The organism is Gynuella sunshinyii YC6258 (assembly GCF_000940805.1).
Classification (GTDB): Bacteria; Pseudomonadota; Gammaproteobacteria; order Pseudomonadales; family Natronospirillaceae; genus Gynuella; species Gynuella sunshinyii.
In genome coordinates this window covers 5,083,527-5,099,344 of record NZ_CP007142.1, presented here as the reverse complement: position 1 = coordinate 5,099,344, position 15,818 = coordinate 5,083,527, and the positions used below count along the sequence as shown (strand labels likewise).

General features: G+C 47.9%; 14 protein-coding genes. 10 read left to right on the top strand and 4 right to left on the bottom strand.

Features of this window, described 5'->3' with window-relative positions:
* Positions 1 to 13: 13 nt before the first annotated feature.
* Positions 14 to 1,843 carry a fatty acyl-AMP ligase gene (locus YC6258_RS21350; protein WP_052830464.1) on the bottom strand — a complete coding sequence of 610 codons (1,830 nt, stop codon included), beginning with the start codon at positions 1,841 to 1,843 and terminating at the stop codon, positions 14 to 16.
* 1,295 nt (positions 1,844 to 3,138) lie between these two features.
* Here YC6258_RS21350 and flgB point away from each other — a divergent pair.
* The 8 genes from flgB (at position 3,139) to YC6258_RS21300 (ending at position 12,344) form a co-directional block, all read left to right on the top strand.
* On the top strand, positions 3,139 to 3,537 hold the full coding sequence (gene flgB / locus YC6258_RS21340) for a flagellar basal body rod protein FlgB (protein WP_044618712.1): 399 nt from the start codon (positions 3,139 to 3,141) through the stop codon (positions 3,535 to 3,537).
* A gap of 2 nt (positions 3,538 to 3,539) precedes the next feature.
* Positions 3,540 to 3,980, top strand: a complete 441-nt coding sequence (gene flgC, locus YC6258_RS21335; protein WP_044618711.1) for a flagellar basal body rod protein FlgC — start codon at positions 3,540 to 3,542, stop codon at positions 3,978 to 3,980.
* 12 nt (positions 3,981 to 3,992) lie between these two features.
* Positions 3,993 to 4,745 carry a flagellar hook assembly protein FlgD gene (locus YC6258_RS21330; RefSeq protein WP_044618710.1) on the top strand — a complete coding sequence of 251 codons (753 nt, stop codon included), beginning with the start codon at positions 3,993 to 3,995 and terminating at the stop codon, positions 4,743 to 4,745.
* 113 nt (positions 4,746 to 4,858) lie between these two features.
* Positions 4,859 to 8,515 carry a flagellar hook-basal body complex protein gene (locus YC6258_RS21325; RefSeq protein WP_044618709.1) on the top strand — a complete coding sequence of 1,219 codons (3,657 nt, stop codon included), beginning with the start codon at positions 4,859 to 4,861 and terminating at the stop codon, positions 8,513 to 8,515.
* A gap of 388 nt (positions 8,516 to 8,903) precedes the next feature.
* Positions 8,904 to 9,656: a flagellar basal-body rod protein FlgF gene (gene flgF / locus YC6258_RS21315; protein WP_044618707.1), complete on the top strand. Its 753-nt coding sequence runs from the start codon at positions 8,904 to 8,906 to the stop codon at positions 9,654 to 9,656.
* 57 nt (positions 9,657 to 9,713) lie between these two features.
* Positions 9,714 to 10,499, top strand: coding sequence for a flagellar basal-body rod protein FlgG (gene flgG, locus YC6258_RS21310; protein WP_044618706.1), 786 nt, complete (start codon positions 9,714 to 9,716; stop codon positions 10,497 to 10,499).
* Between the two features lie 11 nt (positions 10,500 to 10,510).
* Complete coding sequence (flgH, locus tag YC6258_RS21305) at positions 10,511 to 11,236, top strand: flagellar basal body L-ring protein FlgH (protein WP_245626977.1); 726 nt, start codon at positions 10,511 to 10,513, stop codon at positions 11,234 to 11,236.
* A 10-nt stretch (positions 11,237 to 11,246) separates the two neighbouring features.
* Positions 11,247 to 12,344, top strand: coding sequence for a flagellar basal body P-ring protein FlgI (locus YC6258_RS21300; RefSeq protein WP_044618705.1), 1,098 nt, complete (start codon positions 11,247 to 11,249; stop codon positions 12,342 to 12,344).
* 59 nt (positions 12,345 to 12,403) lie between these two features.
* Here YC6258_RS21300 and YC6258_RS21295 read toward each other — a convergent pair whose 3' ends face one another.
* Complete coding sequence (locus tag YC6258_RS21295) at positions 12,404 to 13,021, bottom strand: helix-turn-helix transcriptional regulator (protein ID WP_044618704.1); 618 nt, start codon at positions 13,019 to 13,021, stop codon at positions 12,404 to 12,406.
* A 145-nt stretch (positions 13,022 to 13,166) separates the two neighbouring features.
* Between YC6258_RS21295 and YC6258_RS21290 the strand changes: the two genes are divergently transcribed.
* Entirely contained in the window at positions 13,167 to 13,577 is a 411-nt protein-coding gene (locus YC6258_RS21290; protein WP_044618703.1) for a VOC family protein, read from the top strand.
* A 10-nt stretch (positions 13,578 to 13,587) separates the two neighbouring features.
* Here the strand turns inward: YC6258_RS21290 and YC6258_RS21285 are convergent, their stop codons facing one another.
* The gene (locus YC6258_RS21285) at positions 13,588 to 14,307 is read right to left on the bottom strand and encodes a DUF1223 domain-containing protein (protein WP_144407708.1); all 720 of its coding nucleotides are present in this window, start codon (positions 14,305 to 14,307) and stop codon (positions 13,588 to 13,590) included.
* A 175-nt stretch (positions 14,308 to 14,482) separates the two neighbouring features.
* On the opposite strand from YC6258_RS21285, the gene YC6258_RS31425 reads away from it, so the two are divergent.
* The gene (locus YC6258_RS31425; RefSeq protein WP_082070839.1) at positions 14,483 to 15,148 is read left to right on the top strand and encodes a cytochrome b/b6 domain-containing protein; all 666 of its coding nucleotides are present in this window, start codon (positions 14,483 to 14,485) and stop codon (positions 15,146 to 15,148) included.
* Here the strand turns inward: YC6258_RS31425 and YC6258_RS31420 are convergent.
* Positions 15,132 to 15,407, bottom strand: coding sequence for a hypothetical protein (locus YC6258_RS31420; protein ID WP_144407707.1), 276 nt, complete (start codon positions 15,405 to 15,407; stop codon positions 15,132 to 15,134). The genes YC6258_RS31425 and YC6258_RS31420 overlap by 17 nt on opposite strands.
* Positions 15,408 to 15,818 lie beyond the last annotated feature (411 nt).

Below are 15,818 nucleotides of genomic sequence, written 5' to 3'. Positions count from 1 at the left end.
CCTCTATGGTGGTTTATTGATTGATTGGACGGTTGGATTTGTCACTGACGGCATAGGGACGAAGTGAACCCTCGATAAAACTGCGCTTGGTTGCTTGTCGCTGTGGTTTGCCGCTGGTGGTAAAAGGAATGGTTCCCATCGGACAAAAATGAATCTCTTCTGGTGATATACCGTGATGGCGCACCAGAATGGCAGTGATTGCCCGATGGATCTCTTCCAGCTGTGCCTGACTGCATTTTTCGCTGCGTTGTATTTCCACTGCCAGCGCCAGAACTTCTCCACGATCAGGCTGTTCAATGCTGAATGCCACGACTCCGTTATTGCGGATACGCGGATCGGCCGATTGCGCTGAGAGTTCCAGGTCCTGCGGATAATGGTTACGTCCGGCAATGATAATCAGGTCTTTCAGGCGTCCAGTCACAAACAGCTCTCCGCCCATTATTGCCCCCAGATCACCTGTGCGTAAGAAAGTGCCTGCGATTCCTTCGATACTCGCACCAAAGGTGGCTGTACTGTTGGCACGCTGCCAATAACCGGCACCGACATTGGTTCCCTGTACCCAAATTTCTCCGATCCTGGCTTCCGTCACCGGATGTCCAGTGTCCGGATCGACAATCATAATGATATGGTCAGTGGCGGCTCGCCCGCTGCTGACCAAAGATATTGCTTGAGTTGCATTATTGTCCGCGAGGAGCAGGTGTCCTTCGGTTAATGCTGATTGATTGACCCGAATGCTCAGTGGTTCCGTACCTCGGGGTTTGCCCGAAACGAACACGGTGGATTCGGCCATGCCATAACACGGACCGAAAGCCGTGGAATGGAAACCAACCGGTGAAAAATAGTCGTTAAATCGGTCGAGTGTGGCTTTGCGAATAGGCTCGGCACCGCAATATATATCCTCCAGTGAAGTTAGATTCAGCTGGGAACGTTCGTCTTCGCTGATGGACTCCACACATAGATCAAAGGCAAAGTTTGGTGCGATGGTGATTGTGGCATTAAAACGACTGATAGCCTGTAGCCATCGCAACGGTCGTTGGACAAAATGTCCGGGTGATAGCAGTACTGTTTTGAAACCTTCATAAACCGGTTGGAGTATCCCGCCCATCAGTCCCATATCATGATAGGGAGGTAACCAACTGCACCCTATGCGATGACGTCGGCCACCCATCCATATGCTGGCAGTCCGGCAGTTGCTGAATAAGTTGGCGTGGGTGAGTAGTACCCCTTTTGGATCTGAAGTTGATCCAGAAGTATATTGAATCAATGCCAGATCTTCGGGCTTGGGAAAACAATCTGAGTCGAGGGTGATCCTGGGGGTTTGCAGATCCAGATCATCCACCTCAATCCAGACAGGGCAGTGATCGCTGGCGTCGCTGTCGGTCTTTTCTGCGAGTACTCTGTCGCGATAACGGGACATGGTTTTGTTCACCAGAATAATTTCCGGTTGGGCATCTTTAATAATCGAATGCAGTCGATCCAATGCTCTGGAACCTACCGGTGGAAATGATGGAACAGCCACGGCTCTTGACAGAAAAATACCGAATAATGCGGCTACATATTGGATACCGGTTTCAAACAGCATTAGCACCCGTTTGCCCTCGGGCTCATACGGTTGCAACAGGTGGGCAATACTTCTGGCTTTACCCCATAAGGTTTCGTAGGTAATTAAGATTTCATTGTCTTCACCATCGGTCAGGTGGACAAACGCAGTTTGCTTGCAGTTATGTATTGCCCGGTAACATAGTGCTTCGACAACGGTGTTGACATCTGCTCCATCCAGAGAAGGAACAATATGGTTATCATGATCAATGGGTTTTCTGATAATTGCTTCTGTTCCAGTCATTCCTTTAAGACCTCCCTCAGTCAATTCTCTTTTTGATAAGGTTTGTCGGGTCTTGGTGAGATAAACTGAAAAGGCTTACGGCACACCTCTCGTCCTGATAAGTGATTTATATGACCATCTGTTATTTCGCTGAAAAAGACTGGCTGAAAACTGTCTCTGTTACTCTAGAAAGACACAACGAATACGCTAAGCCATTGTTCTGGCAACACAATTTTTAATAGTGGACAAAGCCGAATAATCAAAACGAAAATAATCATAACAACAAATTCATTATCAAAAACGACTCGTTATCACACTAGACGTTCAATAATGATTTCTTGCTCCAGTTTTTAAAAAATCAAAATTCCATCCATACAAAAATGTTATGCGCGGCAAAAAAGGGATTGAGTTATGATTTTTTAGTTAATCTGATAATTACAATATCAGAGTATCAGCTTCCTGTGCAATTCGTTGATTGCAACATTGTTTGCGTCACCTGGCGTGTAACAAGGCAATATCTATGCGTTCATTTTTTATATCATACTAAAGGTTGAGGAAAATATTCTTTAAAGGAGGGTTTAAGGTGTTTTATGAAATTTTTATTTTTTATATTTAAAAAATTGCAGTGTGTTTATAGTTATTGGGGTAATTTGTATACACAGATATGGTGCATCTTTTTATTTTTTGGAACTGTTAGTGTGCAAAAAAACTGTGTTTTTATTGTGGTTTTTTTATCGGCGGTTGGAAGATTCTTGTATGAGAATTATTGATTTCTGTTTTTTTAATAATCATGTAGTCATATTTTTTATGTGGTCATTGTTTGGCTGATATCCACGTTCGTTATTTTGTCAGGTTATTCTGAGGTGTACCTGCCAGGCCGGGTTTTCTTCATCAAGGGGTTCCTGAGTAGTAGCTGATCTAGCGCGCTATGTTGTTCAGATTATATGACTGAATCTCTGTGATCAGAAATGATACAGACATTCTCTGGTCGTGGCAGAAACAGACAGAAGATGACTTATATACGGTTATCTGTTTTGGGGTGACGGCTCAATCATCGTGCCGGCTTCTGTTTTATGCGGTGTACGGGGCGGTTGTAGTTGATCTGAATGCAGCCGGACGTGCCGATGATGCTGAGTCTCGACAGCATGGTTCCGTATTCTGCTGCTCCTTGCCGCTTGCGGAAAATGGTTGCCGCCGGTTTCCTCATATTTTTGCTTAAACTCCGTAACTGCTTGATTTTTAAGGGGCTATTTTTTGGCACGGTCACTGCTATAAGGTTTATAGCAATGTCATATCCGTGAATGGAAGGTCCAATAATGTCCGCAATCAGTTTTCAAAATGCACTTAGCATACATCCACAGGCGCTGCTGGTTCGGGCCGGGCGTTCGGAAGTACTGGCAAATAACCTGGCCAATGCGGACACCCCTGGGTTTAAAGCCAGGGACTTTGATTTCCAGGCAGTGCTGAATGGAGAAGTGGAAAAACAGCGTAGCCTGGAAATGAACACCACGAATAATCGTCACATCGGTGGTCGTGTTCAGGAAGACTATGACCTTCAGTACCGCTGGCCAACACAGCCTTCTATTGATGGCAACACGGTGGATGACAATGTTGAAAATGCGGAGTTCACCAAAAATGCCATGGCATTCAATGCCAGCTTTGAATTCCTGAACCGTAAGTTTAACGGCCTGACCAACGCCATTCGAGGAGAATAATCATGTCCCTGACTAATGTTATCAATATTTCGGGTTCAGGGATGACGGCTCAGTCTGTCCGTCTGAATACGACAGCCAGCAACCTCGCGAATGCCGAAACCGTTAGTAGCAGTATCGATACAACCTATCGTGCACGTAAGCCGGTGTTTCAAGTGTTACAGGATTCGTTGATTAACCGTGATTTCAGTGCGGTAGATCTTGAGACTGATGTTGGCAGCGGTGTCAAAGTGGCAGGGATCGTTGAAAAAGATGCGCCACTGGATATTCGCTATGAACCGACTCATCCAATGGCGGATGAAAACGGATACGTCTACTACCCCAACGTGAATGTAGTTGAGGAAATGGCAGACATGATGTCTGCATCACGGAGTTTTGCAGTGAATGTGGAGGTATTCAACACCGCCAAAACCATGCTGCAAAAGACCTTGACCATGGGTAAATAGGGGGAATAAGTCATGAGTAACGTGAATGGTGTCAGCGGCAGTAATGGTGTACTGGACCAATATGCTCTCGATTCATCGTCCAGTGATTCCAGTTCCACAGAGTTGGGCAAGAGCGAATTTCTGGAGCTGATGATTGCTCAGTTGAATAATCAGAACCCGCTGGACCCGCAGGATAACGCTGATTTCGTCGCCCAGCTGGCACAGTTCAGTATGGTTGAAGGGATTGAAAACGTGAATACCTCAATGGCTGATCTGGCGAGTGCTTATACCTCCAGTCAGGCGTTACAGGCTTCGAGTCTGGTGGGGAGTTCTGTGACTCTTGACGGACGTGATGAGAGTCAACTGGTTCATGGGGACATCATTTATGGCATCACGGATATACCAGAGTCTGCCTCTGACATTGTGCTGACCATTAAGAATGAAGACCGGCAGGTTGTTGAAGAGATTGCGTTGTCGGATCTCGGAGACAAGCTGCAGTTCAAATGGGATGGTGCCTATCTTGAAATCAATGGCGAAATTCTTGATCTCCAGGATATGAATCTGGAACAGGATGAAGAGGGTAACTATATCGCCCATGATGAAGGTAATTATACGTTCACAGTATCGGCGGACATCGATGGCACATACACCATTCTTGATACATCCATGAGTACCAAGGTGGAAAGTGTAGCGATAGACAGTCAAGGTAATGTGACGCTGAATCTGCTGGGTGGTGATTCGGTCAGTTTGAATGATGTTGTACAGATTAACGACCTTGATGGTTAATCAGAGCAACGGGTAAAACGATAGATTGGTATACCTGGGTGTGGCTGCATGCTGGTGGCCTGGTAGGTGACGCTTAATGCATCTGGGTTTGGGGATAAAGCAGGAGAGAATGTATGAGCTTTAGTACAGGTTTGAGTGGTGTCGCTGCGGCCAGTAAAGATTTAAGTATTACGGGAAATAACATTGCCAATGCCAGCACCACAGGTTTCAAAGCCAGCCGCGCTGAATTTGGCGATGCTTATACCAATAGCATCCTTGGTACCGGTCAGGATACTTCTGGCAGCGGTGTAACGCTGGAGAATGTTGGTCAGAAATTCGAGCAGGGAGACATAAATGATACTGATTCTGTGCTCGATCTGGCGATTGATGGTACAGGTTTTTTCATTACCAAATACAACAATGGTGATGTCACTTATACTCGTTCCGGTATTTTTGGGACCGATGATGAGGGCTATATCGTCACCACCAGCGGTGCTAAGTTGCAGGGTTATGCGACCGACGGTACCGGAAAAATTATCAGTGGTGTACTGGATGATCTGCAAGTGGATACCAGTAATCAGGCTCCCCGAGGGACAACATCGGTTTTATCAGAAGTAAATGTTCCGGCCGGCGCGCAGGTGTTGCAGTCTGACGGTCAAATTACGACAACCAATGGTCTGGCCGTGGGTGTGGCACAGGTTGGTCCGGCAGAAGACAGTGCCACGACATTGTCCACTCTGGGTTATCCAACGACAGCCGGTACCCGCTCTGAGTTTCAGGGAGCTGGCGATATCACAACTACCGGTATCCTCAGTGGTGGGCCCTGGACGCCTTCGGCAGTAGAGGCAAACTGGTCGTTTGGGATTACCGTGCAGGGACCCAATATTGCCGGTGGTACAGCAACATTGACCGATACCATTCAGCCATTTTCAGATACCACAACCTACTCAACTGTTTCTGACCTGGTCGGTGCCATCAATAGTGCACTGCGTGGATCAGATTTGGCCGGTAAAGTATCTGCAGAGGTGAATGCAGCCGGAACCGGTATCGACTTTGTGATGTCTGGTACGTATGCGACGGATGGCAGTGCAATTGTCTCGATTGCGGATGCGACGGGTAATCTTCTGACGGATCCTTATCTGGGTTTTGACACCTACACTGTTGTCTCTCCAGTGACGGGCACGGATCTGTTTGCCAGCGGTGGTTCTATCGATTTGAGCAGTGATCCGGGTGCAGCTGCCAGTGTGCAGGGCAATATTGTCAGTGAATTGAATTTCTACGGTGATGATCCGGGTACCTATACCACGGTTGCATCCGGTACCACGATGAATGCTTTAGACAGTGTTGGTAATTTTGCTGATGCTGATGCCGGCGATGACATTGTGTTCACTGCAGTAGTAGGCAGCGCCTCTTCATCGGTTACTCTGACGGTACCAGCAGGTGGTTGGGCATCGCAGGCGGCCTTTGCAACTGATCTTGAGACGGCCATTAACACCCAGTTAGGTGGCACGTATGTCAGTGTCAATGTGAATGCATCAACCAATCAGCTGGAAGTGACGGCAGATACTGCAGCGGGTACTGGCCCTGTGGGTATTTCCTTTATCCATGACGGCACGAACAACACCTCGGCCGGTGTCAATATGAGTACTCTGGGAATGGCGACAGCGTCTTCGCCCGGACCGACCACTACCCTGGGTGATGCTGCTGTACTGGCAAACAATCAACTGCAAATCTCCGTGGATGGTGGTGCTTACTCCACGATCACGATTCCGGAAGATGTGTATAGCAACTACGATTCATTGGTTGCTGCAATCAATACCCAGATCCTGATCACTCCGGCATTATCCGGAGAGGTTGAGGTATCTCACACCAATGGCCGGATCATGATTTCCCGGACTGAAGTGGGTGCCTTCCCGCTGGATGTCAATATTACCGGTACCGACGAAGCGCTGGAGTCTCTGGGGCTCAACAGCACGTATGAAATAGCCGGTGAAGATCCTATTGATCGGACTAATAGTTTTCGTATTAACCTAATTGTGCCGGATCCGGATCCAGAAGAACGTTCGGGTTCGGTGGAGATTTCCTTGAATGAGGAAATCACTTCCATCGATCAGCTGGCGGCAGCCATTAACCGTGAACTGGCCTCGGTGGATGCTGATGATTATATCGGTGTTCAGGCGGTGGTGAGCAAAGATGCTGACGGTAACGATGTGCTGCAGTTCGTGGCGACAGAGGAAGGTGAGGCATCGCAGATTACTATTTCCAATATTCAGGCTATTGGTGATGATATTGATATTTCTGAACTGTATGCATTACTGCAGGTGGATCCCTATGACGCAGGTCTGCTGGAAGTTGGAGAAGCGGCGGTAGATAACGGCTATCCCGAGCAGTCTTTTTATCTGGTTGATCCTGATGGTGATTCTACCCGTATTACCATCGATGAAGGTGCTCAGGCATCGGTTATCGCCGCCCAGTTGACGAACAATTCCGGTATTACTGCATCTGCTGAAACCACGGTGCAATTGTTGGCAGATGACTACGTCAATTCCGGCAATATGGATATTTATATTAACGATCAGGTTATCACTGCGGATAACTTCCAGGACATGGTTGATGAGATCAACAAGTATCAGCAAACCAGTCTGAACAGTATTACGGCTGAATATGATGCAGACACCGGCAACATCACCTTAACTTCGAGTACAGGTATTGATATCAGTGTTCGGATTGAATCCTCTGACAGCAGTGATCAACTGGTTGTGCGTGGACTCGAAAGTACCGCGTCCCAGACTTTGGGCGGGGCTGATGGTGCAGAAACCAACGCGGTCATTGGTGGGACGGTGGAAATCATTCTGAACGAAGGGTATAGCATGACCGATCCTGATCCTCGGGTAACCGGTCTGTTTAACGGATTGTCTGACTCCAGTTTTGAAGACTACACTATTAATGCATTTGATCCGGCTGATCCGGATACTTACAACGAAACTGCGACGATAGCGATATATGATTCTTTGGGTAATCAGCATGACCTGCAGTTGTATTATGTTAAAAATCCATCCGATGAAAATACCCCGCTGAGCCTTAACTCCTGGACAGTGTACGCGCAAATCGATGGTGCCGATATTGGTGACCCGGATACCAGTCTAGACTTTCCGGCCAATACTGAGCCAACCATGGCATCACACCTGCTGTACTTCAATGCTGATGGAACATTGAATGTTGAGGCCACTGGCGACTGGCTGGTATCCAACTGGGATCCTGTCGATGAAGAAGGCAATCCGACCGGCGCGTATTCTTCGGTGAATGTGTCTGAGGGTGGTTCGCTGCCGATTTCCGAACCGTCCACCAGTTCCAATTTTGCCATTTCATTTGACGAAACCACTCAGTGGGGAACTAAGTTCACCAATGATGATTTTCAGCAGAATGGCTATGCCAGCGGCAGTCTGACTGACCTGCAAATCGAAGATGATGGAACCATCTATGCTCACTATACCAACGGTGAATCCAGAGCGTTGGGTCAGGTGGTTCTGGCAACATTTAACAACATTGAAGGGCTCATACCCGTTGGTTCAAGTGAGTGGGTGGAAAGTTACGAATCCGGAAATGCCATTGTCGGTGTTGCTGGTACCGGAACTCTGGGATCCATCGACTCATCGGCGTTGGAGGATTCGACTGTAGAGCTGTCTGAAGAACTGGTGCATTTGATTATCGCCCAGCGTAACTACCAGGCCAGTGCCAAAACCATTGAAACGGCCAATGCCGTCACGCAGACCATTATTAACCTCAGATAGTATTAATCCGGCAAGCATTTATGCAGGATTAATAGTTCCTCTGGAGAGTGAGCAGGTCTTATGACCTGCTCTGTTCCACTGACTCCCGTCAGATGTGATTGAACGCCAGAAGGACTGTTGGTAAAGGAATTTCTACCCTGCTTTATAGCGGCAACATTTCCCATAATCCATCCCAGATGGTCATCGTCATCCGGCAGGCGGATAACCCCGTCGCAACAGGCAATATAAAACGGAAAATTGTTGCCGGTTTTATCTCCCTCAATCACCTATATTGGCTGTAACCCCCGTCGTTTAAAGGTCGCCAATACTTGGCACAACCTTCGCTATATCCTGACTATACGAATGTCATAACCGATTAATTCTGCAGGTTTGCAGTCAGGGGAAATCAATGGATCGCGCTCTATATGTAGCCATGACCGGAGCCAGCCAGAACATGCTGTCGCAGCAGGCACACGCCAATAATCTGGCTAACGCCCGGACCACCGGTTTTAAAGCCGATTGGGAACAGGCTCGTTCAATGCCGGTATGGGGAGAACATTTTCCAACCCGTGCCTATGCATTAACTGAACGTCCTGCGTCTGATTTTAACGATGGTCCATTGATTGAAACCAGTAACCCATTGGATACCGCCATTCAGGGAGATGGTTTTTTTGCGGTTCAGGATGCCAATGGTCAGGAAGCTTATACCCGTCGCGGTGACTTTACTGTCACGGCTCTTGGGGAGCTGATCAACGGTAATGGCGAACCGGTTATGGGTATCGGTGGTGCGCCGGTTGCCATTCCGGACTACGAACACCTGGATATCGGCGACGACGGTACCATTACCATTCGGCCGGCTGGCGCTGCCGCCAATGCCCTGGTTGTGGTGGATCAAATCAAGCTGGTGAATCCTGATCTGCAGAATTTTGAGAAAGGTACCGATGGGTTGTTCCGTCCAACCGATCAGGCGGCTGGCCAGGTGTTACCGGCAGATCCGGCATTACGATTGGTTCAGGGGTTTGTCGAAAGTTCTAACGTTAACAGTGTGGCGGAGTTGACCAACATTATTTCCCTGAATCGTCAGTATGAAATGCAGGTCAAAATGATGAAAACCGCCGATGAAGTTTCCAGGGCATCGGAAAGTATTTTACAAATGAGCTAAGTAAAACAGATTTTTTAAGTTCCCCAGGGTCGTTATGCGGGTAACAGGAGCAGGCACATGCACAGAGCATTATGGGTAGGTAAAACCGGATTGGAAGCGCAGGATATAAGCCTGTCGACCATTTCCAATAATTTGGCCAACGTCAGTACTACCGGATTCAAAAAAGACCGCGCCGTATTTCAGGATCTTATTTATCAGATTCAACGCCAACCTGGAGCGCAGGAAAATCAGGACTCACAATTGCCCTCTGGCTTACAGTTGGGTACCGGGGTCAGGACCGTAGGTACCCAGAAAATATTTTCCCAGGGGGATTTGCAGATTACCGATAACCCTCTTGATCTGGCGATTAATGGTCGGGGATTTTTTCAGATCGTACTGCCGGATGGCACGATAGCGTATACCCGTGACGGTACCTTCACCCAGAATGCTGATGGTGAAGTCGTCAATAACAGCGGTTATCTGCTGGAACCGACCATACAGTTACCAGAGCAGACCTCTACGGTCACCATTGGTTCTGATGGTACGGTTTCGGTTGTGTCCCCTGGTGACAATTTGCCGCAGGAAATCGGCACTATAGAAATAGTCGACTTTATCAACCCGACTGGTTTACAGGCGATTGGTAATAACCTGTTCCTGGAAACCGCATCGAGTGGTGAGCCGCAGATTGGTGTTCCCAGTGAAGAAGGTTTTGGCAAGATAGTGCAAGGAGCGCTGGAAAGTTCCAACGTTAAGATCGTTGAAGAAATGGTGGATATGATTGCCACGCAAAGAGCTTATGAGATGAATTCAAAGGTGGTCAGTACGGCTGATCAGATGTTGGGATTCATTACCTCAAATTTATAGGAGGGCATGAGATGAAACGGAAAAAAAATTGTGTCATGGACGGTTTTATCAAAATCATTCTGGTGAGTCTGGCTTTTTTTCTGCTGACAATTTCCATGGTTGGCTGCTCCACTTACCCCAAGTATCGCGCCATGCCCAATGATCCTGATTTTGCACCAGTACCTTCGGAATCTTTGATTCCTCCACCGACTCCCAGTGGTTCAATATACAATGCCGCGTCGGGTTTGCAGTTGTATGGGGATAAAAAGGCCCGCCGGGTGGGGGATATCATTACCATTGAACTGGATGAGAAAACCGTATCGAAAAAGTCTTCCGCCACGACCACTAAAAAGAACTCATCGACGTCGATCGCTAATCCGGTGATCAGCGGAGGAGCTGTCAATGTCAGTGGCCTCAGTATGGATGCCCAATTGTCCGGTGAGCGTGATTTCTCCGGTTCAGGTCAGGCAAACCAGAGCAACAGTCTGCAAGGTTATATTACGGTGACCATTTCTGAGATTCTGCCCAATGGGGTGCTGCGAGTCCGCGGGGAAAAATGGATGACTTTAAATCAGGGTGATGAATATATTCGTATATCCGGTCTGGTCCGGCCTGAGGATATTTCTCTGGACAACATGGTATCGTCACAGAAACTGGCGGATGCCCGTATCAGTTATGCTGGTACCGGAACATTGGCAGACTCCAATTCCAGCGGCTGGTTGAGTCGTTTCTTTAACAGTCCATGGTTTCCGTTTTAAGGGGTGAGCTATGAAAATTCGTATTTTGATAACCGCATTGGGATTGATTACCTGCGCTCAGTTTTCCTGGGGACTGGATCGGTTGAAAGACATCGCCCAGGTCGATGGTGTCAGGAATAACCAGTTGGTCGGTTATGGCCTTGTGGTGGGGCTGGACGGTACCGGTGATAAAGCGCCGTTTACCAATCAGACGTTCACCAATATGATGAAACAGTTTGGTATTACCATTCCACCTGGTACTGATCCAAAACTGAAAAATGTGGCGGCTGTTTCTATTCACGCCAATTTGCCGGCTTTTTCAAAGCCTGGTCAGGAAATCGACATCACCGTATCGTCCATCGGTAATGCCACCAGTCTGCGTGGTGGCAGCCTGTTGTTGACTCCTTTGACCGGAGCTGATGGCAATGTTTATGCGGTGGCTCAGGGAAACTTGATTGTTGGTGGATTCGGTGTTGACGGTCAGGATGGTTCCAGTATTACCGTCAATGTTCCGGTCGTTGGTAGAATTCCTAATGGTGCTACGGTCGAACGTGCGGTCAAAAGTGGTTTTAATCAGGGGGATTTTCTGACTTTTAATCTGCACAATGCTGACTTTACAACGGCAACCCGGGTGGCGAAGGCTATTAACGATCTGTTGGGAGATGGTAGTGCCTACGCGATGGATGCCGGGTCTGTCAGAGTCAATGCGCCTCGAGATGCTAATCAAAGAGTATCTTTTTTGTCCGTGCTTGAAAATATTGAAGTACAGCCGGCGGTAGACCGTGCCAAGGTGATAATCAATAGTCGGACCGGCACGATTGTCGTGGGTAATAAAGTGACCATTGATCCCGTCGCCGTGACTCACGGCAGTCTGACGGTCACCATTAAAGAAAACCCCATGGTCAGTCAACCGAATCCACTGGCTGAAGGGGATACGGTTGTTGTGCCCGATTCCCAGATTAATGTTCAGCAGGGAGACGGAAAAATGTTTTTGTTTGGCGGTACAGCAACATTACAGGACATTGTCGATGCAGTGAATCAGGTCGGTGCCGCACCGGGTGATCTGGTGGCCATTCTGGAGGCCATTAAAGAGGCGGGTGCACTACATGCTGAGTTGATTGTCATCTGACCGGTCATGATTGTCCTATTCTGTGTTATCAGCGGATGGGACATTCTATTTTGTCTGGTTCAAATGGGAGTGATCCGGTAGACACAGCGCCGGGCTCCGGTGATGATATGCTCCTCTCTGGCTACAGTTGCCAGTCCGGTCAGTAAATTCTGAAATATGGATAGCTCTGAACGACAAAAATTCTGACATTGTCGGGCAGCTGCGCAGATCGGACAATGATTCTCCAATAACAACCAATCGCCATCTACTTCCTGAATGGTGGCCATGTAGCCTTCCCGGCTTCTGATATCCGCCAGTACCTGTAATTTTTGTGGCAGAGTTGTCTGCTTTTCCAGTGCCTGATGGTAGAGCTGGCGCATTTTCTGTTCACGATTATTGATCAATTGCTCCAGACCGGCACTTCCAAATATTTCCTGTACCGATTCGATCAGTTGTAGCGTTAACTCTTCATGGCGGTTTTCAAATTCCTCGTTGGCATGTTCTGTCAGAGTCCAGTAACGAACAGGGCGACCACGGACGGCCGGGTGGTCTTCATAGGAGACTTTGCCTTCACCTTCGAGGCTGAGGAGATGTTGTCTGACGCCCATCGTCGTCAGATCAAGGGCCTCAGCCAGCTGTTTTGCTGACTGCGGTCCTTCTGTTTTCAGGATGTTAAGTATCTGTTGCAGGCTTTTCATGAGCGCATTATCGCGAAAAAAACATTTAAGTAAAATTTTTTGTTTACTTATTTATAAGGTGAGGCTATTTTGATTTAGTAAATATTTTTATTTACATAATAAAGAAGCGTGGGATGAATCGAGAGAAAACAGCAGGAGAATAGATATGATGCGCATAGAACATGTGAATTTAATTGTGACGGACATTGACGCCAGTATTCGCTTTTATCAGGCCGCTATGCCGCACTGGTCAGTCAGAGCTTCGGGTGAAATGGATTGGTATGGTCGACACCGCCATTGGGTGCATTTCGGTGATGACTATCATTACCTCACCCTGAATGATCATGGTGATGGGCGGGATCGTTTGCAATTAATGCATCAGGTTGGTGTGGCACACGTCGGTATTGAGATCTCTTCCGTTGATCAGCTGCTTGAGCGGATGGAGCAAGCTGGTTATACCCCGCACCAACAAGGTAAAGGTGATGAGCGCCAAAATGCTTATTTTCTCGACCCGGATGGTACAGAGATCGAGTTTGTGCAGTATTTTTCTGATCAGCCAGATGTTCGTAACCGGTAGTTGCCAGCGATTATTCTGATGACTGGAGATAGCCTCCTAAGGCTTGAATAACCTGTTGCGAGTTTGGTAGTGAAATCCACAATGCCAGAGCCGTCTGCTGTTGTCCGATATCCGGAGGAGGTAACAACTTGAGCCGCCAGTCCCGATTGCCTTTAACGGATTGCATGCTCATAACGACAAAATCGTGGCGCAGAGTCCGGCCCTTGTTTTCCCCGGCGTTGACGCGTGCTGTCTCAAGTCCCATCCCCAGGTAGGCGACATACAGGTTGTAGGTTTGATCCTGTTCAAACGTCACATGCAGATGATCACCCTGCAGATTTGCCGTTAGCCGTCCAGTTGGTGAGCTTGAATCCGGCCATTGTGTTGCCCCTCTGAACCAGGCTCTCCACTCCTGACTGTTGATAATGATGCCAGGTGTATAGACCTGACTGATCAGTTTTTCCCTGTCATAGCGGCGCTGACGTTGACTGAACTCGGGCCTGGCAAAACGATCTTCCCAGCCGATGTAATCCCAATAGTCTACATGGAAAGCGATAGGGACAAACGATTTGAACAGGCTTGGGTCATCTTTCAGGCTTGATAGCCACTGATCAGCTTTTGGGCAACTGCTGCAACCCTCGGAGGTGAACAGTTCAATCAACTCCGTCTGTTGGTAGGAGGATTGCCATTGCTGTGCCTTGGCTGAAGAGAAGCCGCAGAGCAATGCCAGAATTGTTAAACCCAGTTTCATTATTGATACTCTTGTGCAGTCCACTTGATTTGTTAGACGCAAAGGCATTGCGATAGTTCCCTGAATCGTATAAGTGCTAGCAAATTGTAAGGAGTAAAGCAGATATCTTGGCTTCATGGCCGTAATCTGGCTTACTACCCCTGATATCGATCAGTAACCATGAGGAACAAATTAGATGACCAAAGTCTGGGATCCCAGTATTCGAATATTTCACTGGGCTACGGTAGCTATAATCGGTGGGCTCTGGTACACCGGTGAGCAGGGGGGCGATTTGATTTATCTACATCAGACCCTGGGCTTTACCCTGGCGGCACTGGTTCTATACCGGATTATATGGGGATTCTGGGGTAGCCGGTATGCGCGTTTTAAGGAGTTCGTCAGAGGCCCTGGAACGATATTGTCCTATTTACCTTCCATGTTCAGACGTAATGACGACCACCACCATCTGTCGCACAACCCTATGGGCGGCATCGCCGTGCTGACAATACTGGGCCTGATACTGGCTCAGTTGGTAACCGGTATGATGTCAACTGATGACATCATGTTTGACGGACCGTTTGTCTCTCTGGTGTCATCCGATGTCAGTGGTATTGCCAGAGATCTCCACGGTTTGATTTTCGCGATTTTGCAGGCTGTCGTGGTGATTCATGTTGCGGCAGTGGTCTGGCATCAACGGTTTAAGGGAGAGCCCCTGATTCAGTCGATGATTCACGGGAGTAAGCCGTACGAAGGAGAGCATGCCCGTTTTAGTGCTGTCCGCGCGATCATTGCTATTGTTCTGGCTGCCGGCATTTCCCAGTTTATCATTCGCTTTTTCGGAGAGGTCAGCATCGCTTTCTGATGTGTTTGCCCGGCGGCTGGTCTGCCGGGAATCTCCTGCCTGCCCTGTCCTCACAAAAAATAAATGCAAAATTTTTCGTTCTACCAGAAGCCACCAGAGCATCGCCAGTGTGAAACTGATGGTTATGGCAGAAACTATTGTCAGCAGTAAAAATAGATTGTGGTTCTGGATGTTGAGCTTTTGCAGGGAAATGACGATAAAAAATGCCATGGGCAATTTGACGAAGAAGACAAAGTAAGTTGCCTTGCTTAAATGCCATATAGGCTTTCTAAACCGGTTCTTGATGTTCAGCTCTGAAACCCATAACACCGTGGATGCCGCCAGCAAAGCAATCAGGGGATGACCGATGTAGAGCGTCAGATGGGACCAGTAGCTGATTCCCCGAGTCAGAAACTCAAACGTCAGCAATGCTGACAAAGCTGTTAAAGTCATGATCATGGCTACATTGCGGATGTTTACATTTGCTTCCAGCTTTTGTTTCATCATCGCTAGTAAAAAACCGAATAAAAACGGATCTATACGGATAATTTCCCACCGGCTGTCCGTCTCATTGCCGTAAATAATACGGGCTGTAACCGTTAACAACTCCAGTGATACATATATCCAGAAGGTGGTTTTTTGATTTTTAACAAAGGTGGCAATGATCATTGCCAGCAGAACCATCTGTACC

What these genes read in the sequence shown, in the direction of transcription:
- flgB (WP_044618712.1), top strand. Translation starts at nt 3,139, where the DNA reads ATGTCCGCAATCAGTTTTCAAAATGCACTTAGCATACATCCACAGGCG.
- YC6258_RS31420 (WP_144407707.1), bottom strand. Translation starts at nt 15,407, where the DNA reads ATGGCATTTAAGCAAGGCAACTTACTTTGTCTTCTTCGTCAAATTGCC.
- YC6258_RS21330 (WP_044618710.1), top strand. Translation starts at nt 3,993, where the DNA reads ATGAGTAACGTGAATGGTGTCAGCGGCAGTAATGGTGTACTGGACCAA.
- YC6258_RS21295 (WP_044618704.1), bottom strand. Translation starts at nt 13,021, where the DNA reads ATGAAAAGCCTGCAACAGATACTTAACATCCTGAAAACAGAAGGACCG.
- YC6258_RS31425 (WP_082070839.1), top strand. Translation starts at nt 14,483, where the DNA reads ATGACCAAAGTCTGGGATCCCAGTATTCGAATATTTCACTGGGCTACG.
- YC6258_RS21300 (WP_044618705.1), top strand. Translation starts at nt 11,247, where the DNA reads ATGAAAATTCGTATTTTGATAACCGCATTGGGATTGATTACCTGCGCT.
- YC6258_RS21285 (WP_144407708.1), bottom strand. Translation starts at nt 14,307, where the DNA reads ATGAAACTGGGTTTAACAATTCTGGCATTGCTCTGCGGCTTCTCTTCA.
- flgC (WP_044618711.1), top strand. Translation starts at nt 3,540, where the DNA reads ATGTCCCTGACTAATGTTATCAATATTTCGGGTTCAGGGATGACGGCT.
- YC6258_RS21290 (WP_044618703.1), top strand. Translation starts at nt 13,167, where the DNA reads ATGATGCGCATAGAACATGTGAATTTAATTGTGACGGACATTGACGCC.
- flgH (WP_245626977.1), top strand. Translation starts at nt 10,511, where the DNA reads ATGAAACGGAAAAAAAATTGTGTCATGGACGGTTTTATCAAAATCATT.
- YC6258_RS21350 (WP_052830464.1), bottom strand. Translation starts at nt 1,843, where the DNA reads ATGACTGGAACAGAAGCAATTATCAGAAAACCCATTGATCATGATAAC.
- YC6258_RS21325 (WP_044618709.1), top strand. Translation starts at nt 4,859, where the DNA reads ATGAGCTTTAGTACAGGTTTGAGTGGTGTCGCTGCGGCCAGTAAAGAT.
- flgG (WP_044618706.1), top strand. Translation starts at nt 9,714, where the DNA reads ATGCACAGAGCATTATGGGTAGGTAAAACCGGATTGGAAGCGCAGGAT.
- flgF (WP_044618707.1), top strand. Translation starts at nt 8,904, where the DNA reads ATGGATCGCGCTCTATATGTAGCCATGACCGGAGCCAGCCAGAACATG.